Consider the following 22,748-nt stretch of genomic DNA (forward strand, 5'->3'; position numbering starts at 1 on the left):
CATGGCGGCACTTCGGTTCAAAACGGCGCTGCTGGCGCTTCTCGCACTCCTGCTCGGCTCGACGGCCGCGGCCCAATCGCCGCTGCGAAGCAAGCGCGGCCCCCGCACCATCGTGCGCGGCGGCATGTTCCAACGCGCCGATTCGCTGCAGCTGCGCGCCGATTCGCTCGCCCGGGCGGCTCTGGCCCGCGAAATCGACTCGATGCTGGCCGCCGACTTCACGGCCGACTCGCTCGTGGTCACGGCGCTGCGCACCGACGACATCGCCCGCACCGACTCGCTGCTGCGCGACTCGCTCTCGGGCCGCCGCTCGCTGCTGGCCGCCGACTCGACACGCCGTCGCGGCTGGCTGATGAGCGACTCGATGTCGCTCTCGAAGGTCTGCTGGCTCTCGACCATGCTGCCTGGATACGGCCAAATCTACAACAAACAGTACTGGAAGCTGCCGATTCTCTACGGACTGGTGGGCGGCGGTCTGGCGCTCTACATCAACGAGAGCCGCACCTACAAGCCCCTGCGCCGCAAGTTCGACGCCATCACCGACGTGAGCATGGTCCGCACGCCGGAGCTCAACGCCCTGCAGCAGAAGATGATACGAAGCAACACACGCCGACAGCTCTACCTCGGCATCACGATTGCCTCCTACATCTACTTCATCGGCGACGCGGCGGTGAACTACTCGACCAACGAGGTCTCGAACGTCAAGAAGGCGACCACGCTGGCCTGCATCTGTCCGGGCGCCGGCCAGATTTACAACAAGAGCTACTGGAAGGTGCCCTTCGTGGTGGGCGGATTCGCCACGCTGATTTACTGCATCGACTGGAACAACCGCGGCTACCAGCGCTTCAAGAAGGCCTACAGCCTGCGCGCCGACTACGACAACCACCCCGAGGCCTACCCCAACGGCTCGACCGACGAGTTCGGCGGCCGCTACTCGGCAACCTTCCTCAAGAACCTCAAGGACAGCTACCGCCGCAACCGCGACCTCTGCATCATCATCACGGCGGGTCTCTACGTGCTCCAGATTATCGACGCGCACGTGGATGCCCACCTGAAGGACTACGACATTTCGGACGACCTCTCGATGAACCTCGAGCCGATGGTCGACTATACATACGTTCCGACGGCAAGCGGCCACCGCCCCGTCTTCGGATTCAACCTGAGCCTGAATTTCTAATCCATGAGAATCTTCGCAACACTGACGCTGCTGGGCCTGCTGGCCGGGACCGCAACCGCAAACACCCTCGACCGCAAACCCCGCAGAAAACGCTCCACGAAAACCGAGCAGACCACCCCGCAGCCCGCCCAGGAGAGCCGGCCGGCCGCCCCTGCCCCCGCGGAGCCCGAACCCGAAGATTCGTCCCTGGCAAAGCGCACCCCGCGCACGTGGTGCGACACGACGGCATCGCGCGACCTCACCCCGCAGCAAATCGACTCGCTGGCGGCCGTATGGCAGGAGCAGCGGCGGCTGGAGGCCTTCGAGAGCTTCTTCCGGGAGTTCGTCGCCGACGTGCCGGCAGGCGAAGAGGCGCCGGGCGACTCGCTCTACGTCGAGCGGCTGCGGGCGTTGGCCTCACCCATCGAGCTCCCCTTCAACGCCATCGTCAAGGGCTACATCAACCGCTATACCAGCTCGCAGTACGGCACGATGAGCCGCATCCTGGCCATGTCGCGCTACTACTTTCCGCTCATCGAGGACGAGCTGCTGCGCGAAGGGCTCCCCATCGAGCTGCGCGCGCTGCCGATTATCGAGTCGGCCCTCTCGACGACGGCCGTATCGCCCATGGGGGCCGTCGGACTGTGGCAGTTCATGCCCACGACGGGCAAGAGCTACGGGCTGGAGGTCAACTCGCTCGTCGACGAGCGGCGCGACCCGCTGCTGGCCACCCGCGCCGCCTGCCGCTATCTGAAGGACCTCTACAACATCTACCACGACTGGACGCTCGCCATCGCGGCCTACAACTGCGGCCCGGGCAACGTCAACAAGGCCATCGCCCGCTCGGGAGGCAAGACCTTCTGGGACATCTACGACTATCTGCCCCGCGAGACGCGCGGCTACGTCCCGGCCTTCATCGGCGCGACCTACGGCTACGCCTACCACCGCCAGCACGGCATCGAACCGGCCGAGACGCCGCTGCCGCTGGCCACCGACACGCTCCACGTCAACCGCATCCTCCACCTGGGGCAGATTGCCTCGACCATCGACATCCCGCTCGAGACGCTGCGCGAGCTCAACCCGCAGTACAAGCTCGACATCATCCCGGCCACGACCAAGAGCTACACGCTCACGCTGCCCCAGCGCAGCGTGGCCGACTACATCGCCCACGAGCAGGAGATTTTCGCCAAGGATTCGGCCTATCTGAAGGAGTACATCAATCCGGCAAACCTCGACAAGAAGCGCCAGCAGCGCACCGGCACGGTCTACGTCGTCAAGCGGGGCGACACGCTGGGGGCCATCGCCCGCCGCTACCGCGTCACCACGGCCCAGCTGATGCGCTGGAACGGCATCCGAAATGCCCACAAGCTGCGCATCGGCCAGCGGCTCCGCATCGAAGGGAGGTAACACCATGCTTCACGACCACGATACCATTGTCGCTCCGGCCACCCCGACCGGCGGAGCGATTGCCGTCGTCCGCGTAAGCGGCAGCGGGGCCATCGAGACGGTGGAGCGCATCTTCCGGGGACGCCGCCCGCTGAGCGAGGCGGCCGGCTATACGCTCCACCGCGGCACCATCAGCGACGGCGCACGGCTCATCGACGACGTGCTGGTCTCGCTCTTCCGCGCCCCGCACTCCTACACGGGCGAGGACTCGGTCGAGATTTCGTGCCACGGCTCGGCCTACGTCGTCTCGGAGATTCTGCGGCTGCTGCTCGACGCCGGGGCCCGCATGGCCACGCCCGGGGAGTTCACGCTGCGGGCCTTCCTGGCCGGCAAGCTCGACCTGGCGCAGGCCGAGGCGGTCGCCGACCTGATTGCCTCCTCGTCGAGGGCCGCCCATACGCTCGCCGCAGGGCAGCTGCGGGGCGGTTTCTCGAAGCGGCTCGACCATCTGCGCGGGGAGCTACTGCACCTCGCCTCGCTGCTCGAACTGGAGCTCGACTTCTCGGAGGAGGATGTGGAGTTCGCCGACCGGCGGAAGCTGCGCTGCACGATGGAGGAGATTCTGTCTGAGATTCTTCGTCTGAGGGGCTCCTTCGCGCTGGGAAGCGCCCTGAAAGAGGGCATTCCGGTGGCGATTGTCGGCGCGCCGAACGTCGGCAAGAGCACGCTGCTCAACCGGCTGCTGAACGAGGACAGGGCGATGGTCTCCGAGATTGCCGGAACGACACGCGACCTGATTGAGGAGCAGACCGTCATCGACGGCGTCCGCTTCCGCTTCATCGACACGGCGGGCATCCGCGCGACGGACGACCGGCTCGAACGGATGGGCATCGAACGCACCCGTGCCGGCATCGCCCGCGCCCGCATCGTCGTGCGGCTTGTCGACGCCACCACACTGGCACCGGCCGACTCCGCCCGGACAGAGGCTGCGGCCAATCCTCCCCACACACATTCAGCCACCGCGGCCGGCGACAACACGGCAGCCGCCGGCACCCATGTCAATGCTGCGGCGGACAACATCGCGACAGCCGCCATCTCCGACACACACAATGCCCCTGCGGCGGGGAGCCAGAGCGCACCCGAAGGAACGACAGCCGCCACCGCCCGTGACGCACACGAAGACGGGGCCACGCTGCGGCTTCCCGAGCCCGAGTTCACGCTGCGGCCCGAACAGCGGCTGCTCACGGTGGTCAACAAGCTCGACATGCGCCCCGGGGTGACGCTGCCCGAGGGGGTCATCGGCATCTCGGCCAAGCGGGGCGAGGGCATCGACCTTCTGCGCCACAGGCTGCGGGAGCAGGTCGACACGGCGGCACTCGAACAGGGCGACACGGTGGTCTCGAACGGCCGCCACTACGAGGCGCTGACGGCGGCCGAGCGAGCGCTCGAGGAGGCGCTGCGGGGCTGCGACGCGATGCTCACGGCCGACCTGCTGAGCGAGGAGATTCGCCAGGTCATCTTCCATCTGGGCACCATCACGGGTCAAATCACCACGGACGAGATTCTTGGAAATATCTTCTCAAAATTTTGCATCGGAAAATGATATACCGCAATTAACTGCAACGAATTAGAACCAACTATAATGAAGCCGCTGATTTTCAGCGGCTTTTTTATTTGTCCAAAATCCGGCTATGTACAGTCGGAGATAGTTGTCCGCCATATTTTTCTACCGTATTTCTACCGCGGAACATTTTCGGGATTTGCCCCGATGTCACGATGACGCAGTAGTTGACGTGTGTTGACAATGGTTTACGTGTGTTGACACAAAAGAGGAGAAATAAAGAGATTTGAACTCAAAATATATTAGGAAAATATGGAAGTAAGAAAGATTTGCCAATGGTGTGGAAAACCATTTATCGCTAAGAAAACAACGACTTGCTATTGCAGTCATCAGTGCTCTAATCTCGGTTACAAAGAACGTATCCGGGAACGTAAACGCCAGATGAGAAAAATGCAGGAATTGCTGCAACCTAAACAGGCTGCAGAAGGACAAGATTTCTTCTCATTTGCACAAGCTGCCAGGCTCATGGGGGTGACCCGCCAATATGTTTATAAATTGGTAAAGGAATCAAAACTAAGAGCATCCCGTATCAGTGGAAAGAAATCTCTTATCCGTCGTGCGGATATTGAACTAATGCTAAAGACAAAACCTTATGAGCGAATAGTTCCTAAAGACGATTTTGACATGAGTGAATACTATACCGCTGAAGAAATAGCGGAAAAGTATAAGGTCAATGCTAAATGGGTATGGACTTATACTCGGCAGCATAAGATTCCCAAAGTCAAAGTCCGCCAGTTCAACTATTACAGCAAAAAGCATATCGATGCGGCATTCGCCAAATACAAGACGGACGATGCCTTGACCGAATGGTACACTCCCGAAGAAATCGAGAAGAAGTACGGAATGACACGTGTCGCCATCCGCTCGCACGTCTACCGTAACAACATTCCCTCAAAGAAAGAACACGGGCAGATATTCTACTCCAAACTTCACTTCGACCTGTCAAAACAGACCGCCGAAGATGATTCGTCTGAATACTACACCGTACAGGAAGCCATGAAAAAATACAATCTCACCCGGGATTCAGTTTACGGCATCCTGCAATTCCACGAAATAAAACGGGAGAAGAAAGGCAGGTTCGTGCGCTTTCTGAAGGTGGAATTCGACCACATCATGGGAGCCCGTTAGTGGCTAAATGCGACCGACTGTAATTATCGGAAAATTATTTCCTGCTGATTATGGTCTGTATAAAAGCATTAAGGATTTTCGCAGCAAAAATCAGTTACAACCATTTAATATTCAACATTATGTCAGAATGCAAAACAGTTACATTGAGGACGCGCCCTTTGAAGAAAGGTATGCTGTCGTTCTACCTTGATTATTATCCGGGCTACCGGGATCAGGAAACAATGAAGACCATCCGCCATGAAGGATTGAACATTTACATCTATGCCAATCCCAAGAATCAGCGTGAACGCGACTTCAACGCTGCCATGTCGGAAAAGGCTGAAGCAATCCGGTGCCGGAGGTTTGAAGCTATCGTAAATGAACGGTACGATTTCTTCGACAAGCGCAAGTACAAAGCGGACTTTCTGGAGTATTACCGGAAGCAGCTCCGCAAGCATGACCAGAAATGGGGATTTGTCTATCAGCACTTCTACAACTTCGTTCACGGCAAATGCACTTTCGAAGAAATAGATGTGGACTTGTGCAACAAGTTCCGGGAATACCTGCTTAACGCCAAGCAACTCCGGCGTGACGGACAGATATCAAAGAACTCCGCTTCTGGTTACTGGTCCACTTTCCGTGGATTCCTGAAGATTCTGTATCGCAACAGGATGATAAAGACCAATGTCAATGACTTTCTGGAAAAAATCGAACCGGAAGATGTTGCCAAGGAATACCTGAGTGTGGAAGAGCTGTATTGCCTGGCTGAAACTCCGTGCAAGATACCTGTTCTAAAGACTGCTTCCCTCTTTTCGTGCCTGACCAGTTTGCGGCTCAGCGATATACTTTCCCTTTGCTGGGAGGAAATCGTTGACTTTGCAGCTGGAGGAAAATGTGTCCATACCATCACCCAGAAGACCAAGACCGAGGACATCATCCCGATAAGTGATGAAGCCTTGGAACTGATCGGGTACAGTCCCGAGAAAAAAGGTCTTGTGTTCAAAGGCCTGAAGCGGAGCTGGACGCAGCAGACTATGAAGGAATGGATCCGTTCCGCAGGAATTACCAAAAACATAACTTTCCACTCATACCGCAGGACATATGCGACCCTTCAGGCTGCAGCGGGTACTGATATCCGTACTATCCAAAGCAACATGGCGCACAAGAGCATCACTACCACCCAACGCTACATGAAAGTAGTCGACAGCAACAAGCGTGAGGCGACCACCAAAATCACATTGACAAGAAAGGGCTGACCTGACTGATTCGTGCCTGTTTTATCGGTTAGAGTATGATTTTTCGCTGAAAATCATACTCTAACCATATTTTTTCTTAATTCCCGGCTATTTTTCCGTCATTATTTACAACTGTCTGAAACCGGACATCTATTTTTGTCCTATCATAATTTCAAACAATAACAGTTTATGGCAGATAACAACCGAATATCCATCAAAAAGACAAGCCGGGTCCTTGCAATTACGTGTGTCGCCTATACGACAGTAGCAACAATATTGTACAACAATTACCAGATTGACCTGATTGACTATTCTACTCCGGTCATATTAGGAACCGTAGCAACCATCATGTCATGCGCTGCCCTGCAACGCCTGTTCTGTTCTCTACTCTCCAAAAGTTATCTTTCTTTGGGCTGCAAGGAGTTATCCTCAAGAGGAACTGTCCCTTCCGAGACAAATCATGATACCCTGGTAGAATTGCCCCAAACTGATAATGCAACCAGTGAAAAACAGGTCGAGAGTCCATATCTTAAGAAATATGAAGCCCGCATAGAAGAATTGCGGCGCAATGAAATGGAGAAGAAGACCGCTATTGTGCATGCAATACATGAATACACCACACACGAAATGTCGCAGTTCTTATCCATAGACGATCTTGAAACTCTCCATGAGAACATAGAATCTCTGGCATACGGACAAGCGGAACCATATAAACCGGTTCGTTCAAAGCCCGATAATCAAATCAAGTCCCCTTCGCTGAGACATTATGCATGGAATATCGGGGAGAGACTTGATATCCCTTTAATCGACAGGGCAAAGTTCATAAAAACAATATTCCCGCATGAACTGGAAAATGCTACAATCGAATACCTTTGTAAGAATCTTCGTGACTCAGTTCCCGCCATAATTGCCATAGATGTCCCGGAGAACGGGGACTATCATTTCAGTTGTATGCAAACTTCAGCAGACAGCGATAATTAGTTTCTGCTGATTATAATCTGCATAATATCATTATGTTGGTTTGCAGCATGTTAAACAATTAAATCGTTTAGTCATGCTAAAAGAAAACCTTACATTCAATGATTTGCCGGAAGTGGTAGGCAAACTTTGCGAAAGAATCGAGAGTCTCGAAAATGCGTTGAAGGACAATTTTGCAAAACAGGTTCCTGTCAAAGAAAACCTGCATGTCCCTATGACCGTCGAGGAAGTATGCAGCTACCTTGGAATATCCAAGTCATCCTTCTATTACAAGGCCAAACACGGAGGGATACCTGTCATCAAGCAGGGGAAGCATCTGTTCGTATATCGCGACGAACTGGACAAATGGCTGGAGACCGGAAGAAAAAGCCAGGTGCCTCTGAGCTTCGAGGAGGAACACGAGCAGATGCTTGCTGCGACAAGACATAAGGCCAAACCAAGAGAACTGTAGGAATATGGAAAAGACGAGCTGCAATATTCCTACTCCGGAGGAATTGAGAAACTACATAAAAGAATCTGTCATAAGTGTGACCGGGACATACGAACAGTCCGCTTCCGTGCTTATGGTGGATGATTCCACAATCGGGACTCTGGGAAACTTCAGTGCATCCATTGGAAAGGCCAAAAGCAAGAAGACCTTCAATGTCTCCGCCATCGCTGCGGCTGCTCTGAAAAATGGCACAGTGCTACATTACCGTGCCTGCTTCCCGGATGGAAAAAGGAAGATTCTCTACGTTGACACGGAACAGGGCAAGAACCATTGCCAGATTGTTCTGAATAGAATCCTGAAACTGGCAGGTCTGCCGAAAGACACTGATGCAGACAACCTGACGATGCTGGCACTCCGGAAATATTCGCCCGAAATACGACTGGCAATAACGGAAGAGGCAATCTGCATGATACCCGATTTAGGTCTGGTCATCATAGATGGCATCCGGGACTTCATCCATGATATCAATTCACCCGGTGAATCCACCGATGTGATATCCAAGTTCATGCAATGGACCGATGACCGGCAGATACACATCCATACCGTCCTGCATCAGAACAAGAATGACGAACACGCACGCGGTCATGTCGGCACGGAACTGAACAACAAGGCGGAAACCGTCATGCAGATAGAGCCAGACAAAGACGACAAATCCATTAGTGTTGTGGAAGCCATACACAGCCGTGACCGTGAGTTTGAACCGTTTGCCTTCCGGGTAAACGATGACTCCCAGCCCGAACTGGTGGAGTCATATCAGCCCCAGAAAAGGCAACCAGGACGCCCGCCTAAGGAACCGTTCGACCCGTACAGGGAAATACCTGAGGATTCGCACCGTTCCGCATTAAACGCCGCTTTTGAGGACGGAAACATCAGCGGCTATAACGGCTACCTTGAGAAGCTGAAAGATTGCTATGGACGGCTAGGGATAAAATTGGGGTACAACAAGACGGTTGAATTGGCAAAGTTCCTATGCAACAAGCGGATGGTCGTAAAAGAAGGGAAAGAATACAAATTCAACAGAGATTTCCATTATTGAGCCACTAAGCCATTAAATCCCGGTGTGACATTTTTCTGTGACATTTCCCGGCTTTACTTTAATGCCGGGGTGTAGATATGGGAATAAAGCAAAGCTATGGCAGGTTTCATCATACAGGTGCAATCTGCCATGCTCCCTTTTGTATGTACACTAGAAACCGGACAGCATCTGCACTATTTGAAGTGAAGCTATACTCCATGCCGGGCTTGCCCGTCTGCCAGTAATAAACCCTATGGGGAGCCTAATACCCCACTCGCCTTTCGGCGGCGGGATAAGTGCCACTTAAAACAGCAAGCTGGGCACGGGAAAATCAATGGAGGAATTGGACAGTGGGCGAAAAATCCTATCTCTCTTGTAGCCAATTATAATATCTGCTTTATGCATATAGTTCCCGCAGAAGAATCGGATAGGACTTTAACCAAGTTATGATTTGAGGCAATAGCTATGGCTGGCGCAAAAATACATCATGTGAAACTAGGGTAAGCCTACGATTCCTAAATGCGAGGTCTACAACCAAAACTCTTAACCCCATTCGGCAGAATATCGGACAGTCCCATGCTTGGGCAATTGGACATGTCGTTGATATTGTCTTCCCTATTTTTGATCTTGATTCGTCATGTCCATAGCCAAACTTACTATCAGAATCAAATTACGAATGTTCAATGATCATAGCACATACTCTCTAACAAAAATTGGTTCATCTTATGGCAAACTTCTATCATGGACTCTGACAAATGAGATTTCGTAGACTGGATAATCCTTGCAATAAATGCACTTTGAGAATCCGGCAAACACTAAGACGGTATCTGGCAGAGTTGGTTAACGCATCTGCACAATATGTCCAAATTAGCAATGCCAGAAACTTATCCTAACAGTCTGAATAAACTGGCAGCATATTAGGAACGGATGAAAAGTCAGATTAAATCTGGTAAATTTATTGAACTTCTTATACATAGGAAAAATATCAAAACATATTCTTTTATTATTGGAAGAATTCAACATAGCAAAAGATGCAACGAAGTACCAGTACCAAAACGGCCACAATTTTTGAGAATCAAACACAACATCAATCTGTTTGAGTATTTCAAACCGATATAACCATAAAACAAAGTTGTGATAAAAATCTATAAATACTACAGTAGATAATTTGAAATTCATGCCCATATCATCAATTAAATACGTTAACTTTGCAACAAAATACTATAACCAAGTAAATGAAAAAAACAAAATCATATACATTCATAGACCTATTTGCCGGAGCAGGAGGACTTTCAGAGGGCTTCATCAGAGCCGGATATACCCCAATTGCGCATATCGAGATGAACAAGGACGCCTGTAACACGCTGAAGACACGATCGGCATTTCATTATCTTCAGAAAAATGGAATGCTTTCGATCTATGAAGATTACCTCAGACATAAGGAAGAAGGGACAGACGGGCGAAAACTCTGGGTCCAGGTCCCGAAAAGCGTAATCAATACCACGATATGCACGACAATAGGAGAAAATACGATTGATGATATTTTCAAGAACGTGGACGAACTCAAAGGCAAACGCAAGGTGGATATCATCATCGGTGGTCCTCCCTGTCAGGCCTATTCTGTCGCCGGCAGAGCGCGTATGGGCAAGGAGGTCGAGAATGATCCTCGAAACGAGCTGTACAAATACTACGTTCGATTTATCGAGCACTATGATCCCGAGATGTTCGTATTCGAGAACGTATTGGGGCTGTTGACTGCCAAACGGGGAGAACCCTTTGCGGATCTCAAACGATTGGTTGACACGCTCGGCTATGACATGAACTGCAAAGTTCAGGTTGCATCCCAACACGGAGTCCTGCAAAACCGGCAGAGAGTCATTATAGTAGGCTGGAAGCGCGCCGTAAAAGGATCGAAAAGTCCATACCATTACCCGGAGTTGCCCGTGGAGGAATGTCACTATCAGGTACTGAGAGATCTGTTCTCGGACCTGCCAGCACGTAAGGCAGGTGAAGGAAAATTTTGCGAAGCCGTTTCGTATGTCAGGCCCTTGTCCGAAATGCCGTATCTCGACCGGTCCGGAATACGCGGCGAGCTGGATTTTACGACCCAGCATGTAGCCAGGCCGACCAACGAGAACGATCGTAAAATATACAAGATAGCCGTCGAGAAGTGGTTGAATGAGCACCACCGACTGAACTATGCACAACTGCCAGCCGAACTGCAGACTCATCGAAACAAGGAGACCTTTCTCAACCGTTTCAATGTCGTCGATCCTTACGGATGCAGTCACACGGTGGTTGCACACATTGCCATGGACGGTCATTACTATATTTATCCGACATTAAATCCGACATTGGAAACGGTACGCTCCATTACAGTTCGAGAAGCGGCCCGGTTACAATCATTTCCGGATGACTACTATTTTGAGGGGAGCCGAACATCTGCCTTCAAACAAATTGGCAATGCCGTACCGGTCGTACTTGCCCAAAGAATTGCCGAAGCAATCAAGAAAATGTTATGACAACCATTCAATATCAATATTTTCCTAAAAATCAATTACTGCCGGAAATATTGCGGCAAGTTGTTGATATATTTATTGCTCAAGAGCATCTGATCTCGTCCCAAACAAATCTTCTCCACAGCAATGATGTTCTGCATATCCTGTCCGAACCTCTCATGGCATTGGGCTTTAAGGTCGAAGTAAGTAAACGTCTGGAAGATAAAATACGCATTCCCGTCCTGTTTGGTCGAAATGGAGAAATGGAAAAATACTTTGAGGCCGATTGTTATCATCCGATCAATAACGTCGTCATGGAAATTGAAGCCGGACGAGCCGTTGTCAATTATCAATTTTTGAAAGACATCTTTCAAGCATGTGTAATGCATGATATAGAACAACTCGTTATTGCTGTTCGAAATGATTACAGAGGTCATGATGATTTTGAAACAGTTATCAATTTTCTGGACACATTATATACATCCAATCGATTGAATCTCCCATTAAAGGGAATTCTGATAATAGGATACTAAATTGATTTAAACCATGAATATCGAGTTTGACAATATTAAAACCGCATCAGCCATTCCGGGGGCCGCAGCGATGATCGAAACATTTCGAGCCATCGGCTACAGTCTGGAAACAGCAGTTGCCGATATTGTGGACAATTCGATATCGGCATCGGCCAAAAACGTATGGATCAACCGGATCTGGAAGGGAGGAGATTCCATCGTAACAATCAGGGATGATGGACGTGGCATGTCCGGAGACGATATTATTCAGGCCATGCGGCCAGGAGCACAGAATCCGTTGGAAGAACGGTCGGCAACGGACCTTGGACGTTTCGGTCTCGGTCTGAAAACCGCATCCTTCTCCCAATGTCGGACCCTAACCGTCATGAGTAAGACTCAGGGACAGTCTCCCGAATTCTGGACATGGAGTCTGGATCATGTTGCTCGATGCGACCGATGGGAATTGGTTCATTGGTGTCCGGAAGGCTTCGAACATGAACTGGATGACCTTGCATCCGGCACCATCGTTATCTGGACGGATCCGGACCGAATTATCCCGGCTGCGACAAAAGCCGAGAACGAGAATGCCAAAAGAAAGTTCTCGGAGGCGTTCGATCGGGTCAAGAAACATCTTTCAATGACCTTTCACCGGTTCCTAGAGGCCAAATCCGTCGCAATACACTGGGGCGGACATGAAATCGACCCGTGGAATCCCTTCTGCCCAAAGGAGAGCAAGGTACAGATCATGCCGTCCGAACAAATCGGAGAGCAGGTAACCGTAAAGGGATATATCCTGCCCCACAAGAACAACTTCTCTTCGGAGACCGCATACAGACAGGCCGAAGGCATCTTCGGATTCTCCGCACACCAAGGATTTTATGTCTATCGCGGAGACCGTCTGCTGCTGGCCGGAGACTGGCTGGGACTGTTTCGCAAGGAAGAGGCCTACAAACTGGTTCGAATACAAATCAATCTGCCCAACAGCGTGGATTCCGACTGGCAGATAGACATCAGAAAGGCCAAAGCGGCGCCCCCCGTCGGATGCAGGCAGCAGCTTGAATCCTATGCCAGACAAGCCTGCAACAAAGGATCCGAGGTTTACAGACACCGCGGACGTATCCTCAAGCAGCGGGCCGGGCAGGAATTTCAAAGTCTTTGGCTGGAAAAGAAAAAGGACAACAAATGGTCTTTCGTCGTCAATCGGGAACATGCGCTTGTCCGTAATATTCGAGAGCTTGCCAAAGAGAACCCGGACCAAGCTATTGACATGCTGCTGAAATTCGTGGAGGAATCCATACCCGCCAAAACCATCTATGTACGGGAGGCCAACGATGACGACAGCCAGAAACAACCTTATTCGGACATGGATCCCGGGTTGCTCCGCACAATGATAAAACAAATTCATGAAAGGCAATTGGATCAAGGATTGACTCCTGAACAGTCAAGACTGGCACTGAAACAAATGGAGCCTTTCAACGAATACGAAAACCTGATAGACGAACTGCAATGAATGAACTGAACGAAAAAGCAATCAATATGTGCCAGGCCATGATTGGATTCAAGCCTGGAGTAAGTGACGGCGATATAGATACAGCCATTTTCACCGTTACAAGCCTGCCCATGTTTGCAGGGTTGGACAAAATAGAGCTGAAGAAAAGTCTGTTGTCCATTTATAACGTAAAGGTAGATACCTACCAGATTCTGGAAGGACGTGATGCCCGTATTCCCTGGTTGAAAGAATTCAAGGCTGAATGTCGTTCGGAATGGCTGTTCTGGACCCGATACAAGAAATACTTGGCCGAACAGAAGCATTTTGCCCCCGAGGTTATCTTCCAACTGGATGATCTGACCGACCGTATTCTGGATAAGCTGTTCAATCCACAGCGCAGCGACATTATCATCAACAAGAAAGGACTTGTCGTCGGACAGGTACAGTCCGGCAAAACAGCCAACTATACGGGGCTGATCTGCAAGGCCGCCGATGCCGGATTCAACCTGATCATCATTCTGGCAGGCATACACAACAATTTAAGAAGTCAGACACAGACCCGCATAGACGAAGGTTTTCTGGGATTCGACACGCAAAATACCAGAGCCTACAACATGAACCAAACCATACGTATCGGAGTAGGTCTGATTCCCGGTTTTGACAAAGCCATCGCAAACTCCTACACGACCAGCACCGAACGGGGCGACTTCACAAAGCAGGCGGCAAATACGGCCGGTTTCAACTTCAACAATCCACAGCCGATCATTCTCGTGATCAAAAAAAACGTTTCCGTACTCAAGCGGCTGTACAGTTGGTTGAAATCACAGTCCACCCACGATGTCATAGCCAACAAGTCACTTCTGCTTGTTGATGACGAAGCGGACAATGCTTCCATAAATACCAGTCGGGTCGGTGATGACCCGACCGCCATAAACGGGAATATCTGCAAGATCATCAAGCTGTTCAACCGGTCCGCATATGTCGGCTATACGGCTACCCCGTTTGCCAACATCTTTATTCCTCTCGACAAGGACGATCTTTTCCCCAAGGATTTCATCATCAACCTTCCGGCTCCCGACAACTACGTCGGCCCCGAAAAGGTCTTCGGCACTTCGGCTGATCCCGATGGAAACGAAGATCTTCTGCCCATTGTTTTCCCGGTTACGGACAGCGACACCTTTGTGCCCGCAGGTCACAAGAGAGACGATCCGAAACCGACGATAGATGATATTCCGGAATCGTTGAGAACAGCCATCAAGTGTTTTATCGTTACCTGTGCCATTCGAATTGCCCGCGGTCAGGAGAACAAACACAATTCCATGCTGATCCACGTATCACGTTTTCAGGCATGGCAGAATCATCTCAAGGAGATTATCGACCGTCTGTTCAAATACTACAAGAACGAAATCGAGGCGAATGATCCGACCATGCTGGAAGATCTCCGTCGGATTTTTGAGGAAGACTCTCCCGATTACCGTTCATACCGTACCATTACCGGAGAAATCATCGATTCACCGGTTCTTTCCCGCATCGACAACAAAATACGACGCCACACATGGGAGGAGATCAGGCCTCTGCTCTATCGGGCTGTACAGAAGATAGAGGTCAAGTCCATCAACGGGACCTCCGGAGATAGTTTGACCTATTACGAGAACGAAAAGAACGGCATTTCGGTCATTGCCATCGGCGGTGACAAGCTGTCCCGCGGACTTACGCTCGAAGGGCTGTCCGTTAGCTATTTCCTGCGCGCATCGAAAATGTACGACACGCTGATGCAGATGGGACGATGGTTCGGCTATCGTCCCGGCTATGTGGATCTTTGCAGACTCTTCACCAGTAACGAACTGAACGAATGGTACCGTCACATAACGCTTGCCAGCGACGAACTTCGGGAAGAGTTCAGATATCTGGCCGAATCAGGCGGGACGCCGGAGAACTATGCCCTAAAGGTTCGCACGCATCCCGGGCAGTTGCAGATAACATCCATATCCAAAATGCGTCACACGAAGAACATTCAGGTCTCGTGGGCCGGTCGTCTGGTAGAGACCTACCAGCTGCTCCGGGATCCGGTCTCCAAACGGAACAATCTGGCGGCAACGGACAGTCTGCTTTCAGAACTCGGAACTCCAGACAGAATCAAAAACGATTATCTGTGGACCGGCATATCTTCCGATACCGTCTGCGACTACCTGTCACGGTTCCAGCTGCCGGAGTCCCTGACCAAGGTCAATCTCGACCTCATATGCGACTATATCCGGGAACTGAACGATGTGGGAGAACTTGTTTCCTGGAACATCGCACTGATGAGCAAGAGTGCAGATGGCAACACATGCGTCCATACCTTTTCGAACGGCGTACAGGCAGAATGCTTCATTCGCCGGCAGGCACAGGATGCACAAAATGCCGGAACATACTATATCCGTAAGAACCATATCGTGGGTAATCCGACCGATGAATTCATTGACCTTCCTGACGACATGTTGTTGAAAGCTCTTGATGAGACCAGAGGCCGGAAGACCCGGGCTAAAGAAGTGTGGAAACACGAATATCCTTCACCGCAGCTCGTCAGACAGGAATTCCGCTCCAAACAGACTCCTCTGCTCATGATTTATCCGCTGAATCCGGAATATTCCAACATGTCTGGAGTAAAGGACGCTGTCTCCTATACGAAAGACGACGAGCCGTTCATTGGATTTGCCATCGCATTTCCGCATAGCGATACCAACAAGGCCGTCTCCTATGTAGCCAATCAGGTAGCCGACTTTGCAATTACCGAGGAGAACTTCGACAGCACCAACGACAACACTTATGATGAACAGTAACTCTATAACAGACATATGGAAAAATCTGGCCTCGGCAGAGGAATCCGGACTCACCAAACGCAGAATTCCGGTTGAGTCTCCCTTGTACGTATACGGGACATACCGATATCCGGACAACTTGTACGGTATCGCTTTCTCATATGACAGTAGCCTGACCATTCCTATTGACCAGTTCAAAAGTCTGAAGGAGCTTGGAATCCTGCAAATGCCGGACGCGAGTTTCGAGCACAGAAACCTGTTGCTGATACAGCTGCATCACACGGACTGTCTCGGCGTGTTCGCTACCTTATGCTCGGATTTGACAAGTGCCGTAACCCGTGAATCTTCCGAAAAGTCTGCACTTCGCATTATCCTGAATCAGCTTGAAAAGTGGAGAACTCTTTTCGATCGAGGACTTGCGACCGGGCTTTCTCCGGCAGAACAACAAGGTTTGTATGGCGAGCTTCATCTGTTGTTTCGCATGATACGTCGAAATTCCTTCGACATGACGGAAACGGTCGGATATTGGGTCGGTTGCGACAAGGCCATGAGAGACTTTCAGGGTGAGGACTGGGCCATCGAGGTAAAAACAACCGCGACCAACGGCTCGGATCGACTTACGATAAACGGGGAACGCCAACTGGATGATGCGTTGCTTGACAGGCTTTTCCTATATCATCTTTCCGTGGAAGTATCCCGGAAAAACGGCCAGACCCTGAACCGGGTAATCGAAGACCTGCGAAAAGCATTGGCGCCTGACACGATTGCGCTGCACCGGTTCAATATCGGCCTGACTCATGCGGGATATTTTGATGATCACGCGCCCATGTACCAGGATCGCTGCTACAAGATTCGCAGGGAGCAGGCCTATCGCATAGCGGGGAATTTCCCCCGTATCAAGGAACGGGATCTGCGCAATGGAGTCAGCAACGTCACATACACCATCAGCACGTCTGCCTGCGAAGAATACGCAGTGACTGACACGGAACTCTTCAAATCGACAGTTAATCATGAAAGAGATTGAAAAATTCTACCAGTCCCTTATGCAGGACGTTGTCGCCATGCAGTCGAGTGACGAAGATGGCAATACCCAGGAACAGATATTTACCCGAATCTGTCTGGACATGCTGTCCGATGCAGCCGAAACGGAGAACGTATCGGTTGCCTACGACGAACGAGATTTGAAGAAAAAGGGCCAACACAAGATAAACGGATATGCGATTTCAGACAACTACGAGACCGTTGATCTTTTTATCACTCTTTACGCGAACTCCTCGGAGGCTCGCACGGTTTCCAAAGGAGAGATTGATACGGCCGCCAAAATGATTACAAATTTTTTTCACCGGGCCATATACAACGATTATGTCAATGAGATTGCAGAATCTTCCGAAATCTTTGAATTCGCCAATACGCTGGCCAATTATGCCGAACTGCGCGACAATCTGATTCGCGTAAATGCCTTCATTCTGACAAACGGCACATACAAGGGCGAACTGCCTGCCAGCCAAGTCATCAGCGGATATAACATCTACTACAAGGTTATAGACGTGGAGTATCTTTACAAAATTTCCGAACAGGCCGGAGTTCCCATAGAACTGGATTTTGAGAATCTTGACGGACACAAATATGAAATTCCATGCCTTGCCGCCAATTTGAGTAACCCCGATTATGAAGCATATGTTGCCATAATATCAGGAGAATGTCTGGCAAAACTTTATGAATGTTATGGATCCCGTCTACTGGAACAGAACGTGCGTTCGTTTCTTCAGTTCACGGGAAAGATCAACAAGGGCATACGGGAAACCATAAAGAATGAACCTCACATGTTCTTGGCATACAATAACGGTATCGCTGCAACAGCAGATCACATCGAGCTGGATGAAACAAGGCATTTCATCAGACATATCAGCAATCTCCAGATTGTAAATGGTGGTCAGACTACGGCCTCCATCTATAATACGGCCAAGAAGGATAAGGCAAACATTTCAGATATTCTTGTTCAGGTAAAACTGTCCGTCATCAAGGACAAGGATCAATACGCGGAAATAGTTTCACGCATATCACGCTATGCCAATACTCAAAACAAGGTCAATGATGCCGACTTCTCGGCCAACAATCCGGCTCTTGTAGAAATCGAGCGCATCTCAAGATACATATTTGCACCCACGACTCCGACCAACAATCTGCAGACAGCATGGTTCTTTGAACGTGCTCGCGGACAATACAAAACCCTGCGGGCGAAGGAAGGATTCACGAAATCACGGCAAAAAGCCTTTGATCTGAAATACCCGAAGAAACAGGTCATAACGAAAGTAGAACTTGCCAAATATGTTAATGCATGGCAGGAAACATACAATGGCAGAAATCTGGCTATCGGACCTCACATCGTGGTACGAGGAAATGAAAAGAACTATGCCCGTTTCATAAACTACAATCTCCCGGACGTCAAACATATCGACGTTGCATGGTTTGAAGACATAATCGCCAAGGCCATTCTCTTCAAGGCTGCCGACAAGCGATACGGAACCAAACTCACGGGAAATCATATCGGTGAATTGAAACAAGTTGTCGTTCCGTATACATTGTCCCTTCTGAATATCATTACAGAGGGACGACTGGATTTGTATCGAATCTGGAAAAACCAGTCAATTTCGTTGGCTTTATCGGATTTTATATACGATCTGATGAAGCAGGTAAATGAATTTATTCTCAAAGAATCTCCCGTCTCGCACTATATCGAGTGGGCCAAAAAGGAAGAGTGCTGGTTAAAAGTCCGCTCAAATGAATGGGCTTATAATCTCGATAAGATTCGTCAGGATTTTATTGATGAAAAGAATCCCCCAAAACGCAATCACAAAAGCGATGTTGGCGACGAAGAGTCGAACAGACGGCACAAGGAGGGTATCATACGGGCAATCCCGTTCTCTCTTTGGAAAAAGATAGAGACGTGGGGACGCGACACGGGGATGTTGCAGCCGACCCTGACCTCCTTGGCCAGCGATATCGCATATAAAATCAAGAACAACCGAAAGCTGAACGACAGCGACATCTCCAGAGGATATCTGATTTACGAGAATGTCTGGCAACACAATCCGGAACTTCTTGAGGAAGCCGACAGTCTGGCCGAGCAGGATCGTGCAAAAGCAGCCGAGACCTCCGATACCATTTCTCCGGCAAACGGTCAAGACGAAATTACATTGGAACTGATACAAGCCATGGTAGAATGGGACAAACGTCGACGAATTCTTGAAGATTGGAAATGGAAAGCCATGAAGGATGTCGCTGATGGAATGAAACCGTTAACTGACAGGATGAAGTATGCCTTCTACTTCAACCTGCAGAAGCTCAAGAAGGCCGGGTTTCCCAATTGACACGCGCCATGGATATCTGGAGCCGAGAAAAAAGATCCGAGGTCATGTCACGAATCAGGGGCAAGGGTACGAAGCCAGAGGTTACGCTTCGAAAAGCCCTTTTTGCCCGCGGATTTCGTTATCGTGTCAATGTCAAGACTCTTCCCGGGAAACCTGACATCGTTCTGCCTCGATACAAGACGGTCATTTTCGTTCATGGATGTTTCTGGCACGGACATCCCGGTTGCAAATATGCATACACCCCCAAGAGCAATACGGAATTTTGGGTTAACAAGATATCAGGCAACCAAGAACGGGATGCAGTCGTAAAACGCGAACTTGAAGAATTCGGCTGGAAAGTAATTATCGTTTGGGAATGCGAGATCAGACACGGGAAGGATTTTGCAGGCTTGATAGACAGGTTGTCAGCAGATATACGTACACAAAAGAGTTGCAAATATTCAAACAAATAATAAACACTTAATTCGGAGTACTTTATTTTAAAATAATTATTGGATGATTGGTAAATCCAATCCTACTTTTTCCCAATCATCAGAGACTTACTCTAAAAAAAATAGTGCCCATATTAACTTGGCTTACCTTTATACGCTTCCGCATGAAGATAAGCCAAGCCGGCATGTGCTACAATGCCTTTAAGCGATGGGCCTCACAGGTTCCTCGGGCTTCCATTCGGTAAGTGAGACAATCGCTTGATATTGCTCCTTTATAAGAACCGAATTAGCATCGTCAGAGCATTCGTATTCCCACGGCAGTTCGTAGACAGAGCCTTCTTCCTGATAGCCCATATAATTATGATAGGAATCGGGAACAAGCCGTACATAATCCTCTTCGAGCAGGATCCTTAAGAGCTTCTCTGCATCATATATCAGCAGCGGTGCCCCGGCCTTATACAAGGCTGTCGCTACTTCAATGGCCAATCCGGCATTGGCAGAATAACTGTTGGAAACAACAATTTTCCATCCCTGTTGCCGGTCGTGTGAGGCAAAGATATTCAGACGCGAAAGCCCCAGTTCTCCGTAATGGTCAGTTGCGAACCGCATGAAATCCTCCTGACTGTCAATGTCGTACATTTCCGTCACATCCACGAACTTCTTCCGCTTGTAATAGACAACATCACGCAGTTCTTCCGGAACATCCTGCTGATCTGTATAGATGCGCCCCTTGCATCCCCGCTTCCGGTGATAAGCCTCATACACCTCGTTGGCAATGCGGAAATAGGTGCAATACTTTCGTATGGTCATGATTGCCAAAAGAGGGACAGAACGCCCATGCACCGAGTCCTCCAATGCCTTGATAGCCGTTTCCTTATCTTCCACCTCAATTTTGAAATTCGATACTATGCGGTTAAACTCCCTTTGTGCAATCCGTCCTGTACGCTGCTGGTACGGAAGGTTATGCGCCACGTAATCGTTGAACCCGTCGGGATTCGCGACAATGACATCAATCATCCGTTGCAGATAGTCGAAGAGGCGGGTTAGATTCTCCCTGCACCACGTATCATCTGGTTCTGCATCCGTACACTTAGGGCAATTCGTAATGATAAAATGGATATGCTTCCGGTCCGTAACACGGATTGACCGGGAATCCTCGTATCGACTTGAAGCGACATGGAACCACCTGGTCTCCATCGGGTTGAATGCAAGCCAATCCGCAAGGAATGCTTCCCGACTGTCATATTCCCCCGAAGCAATCAATTCCTCGGCATCCCCCCACTCTTCCGGCGTAGGCCGTGGCACTTCTATATAGAATCCCCGGTACTCATCGTCACCCATTACGGCCAGCCGCTCGAACCGATGCTGTATCTCAACCAGCCGTCCAAGCATATCGCCACCAACGACAATTTCCCATTGACGGCTTTCACCCAATGCTTCCAAATGCGAGGCATTCAAGCCGACCTCCTTCGCCAAATCGACAAGGAGCTTTCTATCTATAATCTTTCTTTCGTTCATTTCTATATGTCCATTAAATTTCAATAAACCTGGCCGGATCAAATCCGTTCATCAGGTGTTCATCCTCAAAAACATATCCCATATGGTTACAGGCAATTCATTATTTTTCAAGTATCTGCTGTTCTCCTGGAACTCCATGTGCAGATCACTCATGTATTGTATCTTCATCTTACTGTTCTCCTTTCCTTGATTGTTCAATCTGTTTCCCTATGATTGCCTTCACCTGCGCAAAAGAAACCGGTGTGAAATCGTTGTTGTCCACTCCGACATCATATTGTGTCGGAAGAAGCATACTCAGCCGCGGTGCATCCTTTCCGGTATTGTTCCTACGGGTATGAACGTGTCCGAATAGCTGCCATGTGTCATCATATGAGCCGCCATAGCAGAGGAACGGACAGTGATTCAGATAAATCTTCTGTTTATCCACCTCGATATACATCTGCATCGCTATCTGCTCGAAGTATTTCGTGTAATTCTGCCTCAGGTTCTTGATGTCGTGGTTGCCGGAAATAAGGTATATTTTCCCGTTCAGCCTGTTCAGTACGTTAACCCATTCGGCAGAACCGCCCAGACAGAAATCACCCAGGTGGAACACGATATCCTCCGGACCGACCACGCGGTTCCAGTTGGAAATAATCGTTTCATTCATGTGCGACACATCCTTGAATGGCCTGTTGCAGAACCTGATGATATTGGTGTGGTTGAAGTGGGTGTCGGATGTAAAGAACACCCTGCTTCCGTCAAATTTATAATTCATAATCTTTTCATTCATGCGCATCACTGCGCGGTTTATAATACGTTACAATTCAGCCCGTGGACGGAATTGACGGAGAAGAGCACATCGTGCGAACGTCACCAACAGGCATCAAACAAAAACCGTCGAAAAGTTTGGTAAGGACTCTCCGACGGTTTTCATTTATCGTTTCAGCGGGATACCAGCATCATCGTATCCCCGATGTTCTATCAGACGTTCGTCGGAAAATGTCTCCAAAAGTATAGAATGCTCCAATGCCCGAAGTATGGACACACAACAATCTCTCAAGGCATTTTATGCCTCGGTTCGATATAGTGTTCCAGTTGTTCATTCTTCTTTGCTGCATTGTAAACTTTATGTTTTTATTCAATTGACGGCGCAAAATT

Annotated in this window: 17 protein-coding genes and 1 pseudogene; 15 read left to right on the plus strand and 3 right to left on the minus strand. The window is 49.9% G+C overall.

What is annotated here, in order from left to right; genetic code table 11:
* Position 1: 1 nt before the first annotated feature.
* The 15 genes from B5F90_RS08085 (at position 2) to B5F90_RS08155 (ending at position 20,111) form a co-directional block, all read left to right on the plus strand.
* Complete coding sequence (locus B5F90_RS08085; protein WP_087362297.1) at positions 2–1,177, plus strand: DUF5683 domain-containing protein; 1,176 nt, start codon at positions 2–4, stop codon at positions 1,175–1,177.
* Between the two features lie 3 nt (positions 1,178–1,180).
* Entirely contained in the window at positions 1,181–2,563 is a 1,383-nt protein-coding gene (locus tag B5F90_RS08090; RefSeq protein WP_087362298.1) for a lytic transglycosylase domain-containing protein, read from the plus strand.
* A gap of 4 nt (positions 2,564–2,567) precedes the next feature.
* Positions 2,568–4,145 carry a tRNA uridine-5-carboxymethylaminomethyl(34) synthesis GTPase MnmE gene (mnmE, locus tag B5F90_RS08095; protein ID WP_087362299.1) on the plus strand — a complete coding sequence of 526 codons (1,578 nt, stop codon included), beginning with the start codon at positions 2,568–2,570 and terminating at the stop codon, positions 4,143–4,145.
* 270 nt (positions 4,146–4,415) lie between these two features.
* Positions 4,416–5,291 carry a helix-turn-helix domain-containing protein gene (locus B5F90_RS08100; RefSeq protein WP_087362300.1) on the plus strand — a complete coding sequence of 292 codons (876 nt, stop codon included), beginning with the start codon at positions 4,416–4,418 and terminating at the stop codon, positions 5,289–5,291.
* Positions 5,292–5,410: 119 nt separating this feature from the next.
* Complete coding sequence (locus B5F90_RS08105; RefSeq protein ID WP_087362318.1) at positions 5,411–6,526, plus strand: site-specific integrase; 1,116 nt, start codon at positions 5,411–5,413, stop codon at positions 6,524–6,526.
* A gap of 168 nt (positions 6,527–6,694) precedes the next feature.
* Positions 6,695–7,486, plus strand: coding sequence for a hypothetical protein (locus tag B5F90_RS08110; RefSeq protein WP_087362301.1), 792 nt, complete (start codon positions 6,695–6,697; stop codon positions 7,484–7,486).
* 73 nt (positions 7,487–7,559) lie between these two features.
* Positions 7,560–7,934, plus strand: coding sequence for a helix-turn-helix domain-containing protein (locus tag B5F90_RS08115; protein ID WP_087362302.1), 375 nt, complete (start codon positions 7,560–7,562; stop codon positions 7,932–7,934).
* A 4-nt stretch (positions 7,935–7,938) separates the two neighbouring features.
* The gene (locus tag B5F90_RS08120; protein ID WP_087362303.1) at positions 7,939–9,009 is read left to right on the plus strand and encodes an AAA family ATPase; all 1,071 of its coding nucleotides are present in this window, start codon (positions 7,939–7,941) and stop codon (positions 9,007–9,009) included.
* 1,214 nt (positions 9,010–10,223) lie between these two features.
* Positions 10,224–11,510: a DNA cytosine methyltransferase gene (locus B5F90_RS08125; RefSeq protein ID WP_087362304.1), complete on the plus strand. Its 1,287-nt coding sequence runs from the start codon at positions 10,224–10,226 to the stop codon at positions 11,508–11,510.
* On the plus strand, positions 11,507–12,019 hold the full coding sequence (locus tag B5F90_RS08130; RefSeq protein WP_087362305.1) for a hypothetical protein: 513 nt from the start codon (positions 11,507–11,509) through the stop codon (positions 12,017–12,019). The genes B5F90_RS08125 and B5F90_RS08130 overlap by 4 nt, the downstream gene beginning before the upstream one ends.
* Positions 12,020–12,032: 13 nt before the next feature.
* The gene (locus B5F90_RS08135; protein ID WP_087362306.1) at positions 12,033–13,508 is read left to right on the plus strand and encodes an ATP-binding protein; all 1,476 of its coding nucleotides are present in this window, start codon (positions 12,033–12,035) and stop codon (positions 13,506–13,508) included.
* On the plus strand, positions 13,505–16,309 hold the full coding sequence (locus tag B5F90_RS08140) for a Z1 domain-containing protein (RefSeq protein ID WP_204229541.1): 2,805 nt from the start codon (positions 13,505–13,507) through the stop codon (positions 16,307–16,309). The genes B5F90_RS08135 and B5F90_RS08140 overlap by 4 nt, the downstream gene beginning before the upstream one ends.
* Entirely contained in the window at positions 16,296–17,312 is a 1,017-nt protein-coding gene (locus tag B5F90_RS08145) for a PD-(D/E)XK motif protein (RefSeq protein ID WP_087362307.1), read from the plus strand. The genes B5F90_RS08140 and B5F90_RS08145 overlap by 14 nt, the downstream gene beginning before the upstream one ends.
* A complete protein-coding gene (locus B5F90_RS08150) occupies positions 17,299–19,659 on the plus strand; it encodes an AIPR family protein (protein ID WP_204229542.1) in 2,361 nt (786 codons plus the stop codon). The genes B5F90_RS08145 and B5F90_RS08150 overlap by 14 nt, the downstream gene beginning before the upstream one ends.
* Before the next feature lie 8 nt (positions 19,660–19,667).
* Positions 19,668–20,111 carry a very short patch repair endonuclease gene (locus tag B5F90_RS08155; RefSeq protein WP_087362309.1) on the plus strand — a complete coding sequence of 148 codons (444 nt, stop codon included), beginning with the start codon at positions 19,668–19,670 and terminating at the stop codon, positions 20,109–20,111.
* A 180-nt stretch (positions 20,112–20,291) separates the two neighbouring features.
* Here B5F90_RS08155 and B5F90_RS08160 read toward each other — a convergent pair whose 3' ends face one another.
* The 3 genes and pseudogenes from B5F90_RS08160 to B5F90_RS08165 all read right to left on the minus strand — a co-directional run bounded on the left by B5F90_RS08160 (position 20,292) and on the right by B5F90_RS08165 (position 22,365).
* Positions 20,292–21,608, minus strand: a complete 1,317-nt coding sequence (locus tag B5F90_RS08160; protein WP_087362310.1) for a hypothetical protein — start codon at positions 21,606–21,608, stop codon at positions 20,292–20,294.
* An 84-nt stretch (positions 21,609–21,692) separates the two neighbouring features.
* Positions 21,693–21,776 (minus strand): annotated as a pseudogene (locus tag B5F90_RS11175) (metallophosphatase); the annotation flags it as partial.
* 1 nt (position 21,777) lies between these two features.
* Complete coding sequence (locus tag B5F90_RS08165) at positions 21,778–22,365, minus strand: metallophosphoesterase (RefSeq protein WP_087362320.1); 588 nt, start codon at positions 22,363–22,365, stop codon at positions 21,778–21,780.
* Positions 22,366–22,748: the final 383 nt, after the last annotated feature.

Origin of the sequence: Alistipes sp. An31A, assembly GCF_002159425.1 — a bacterium.
In the GTDB taxonomy this organism is placed as follows: domain Bacteria; phylum Bacteroidota; class Bacteroidia; order Bacteroidales; family Rikenellaceae; genus Alistipes; species Alistipes excrementigallinarum.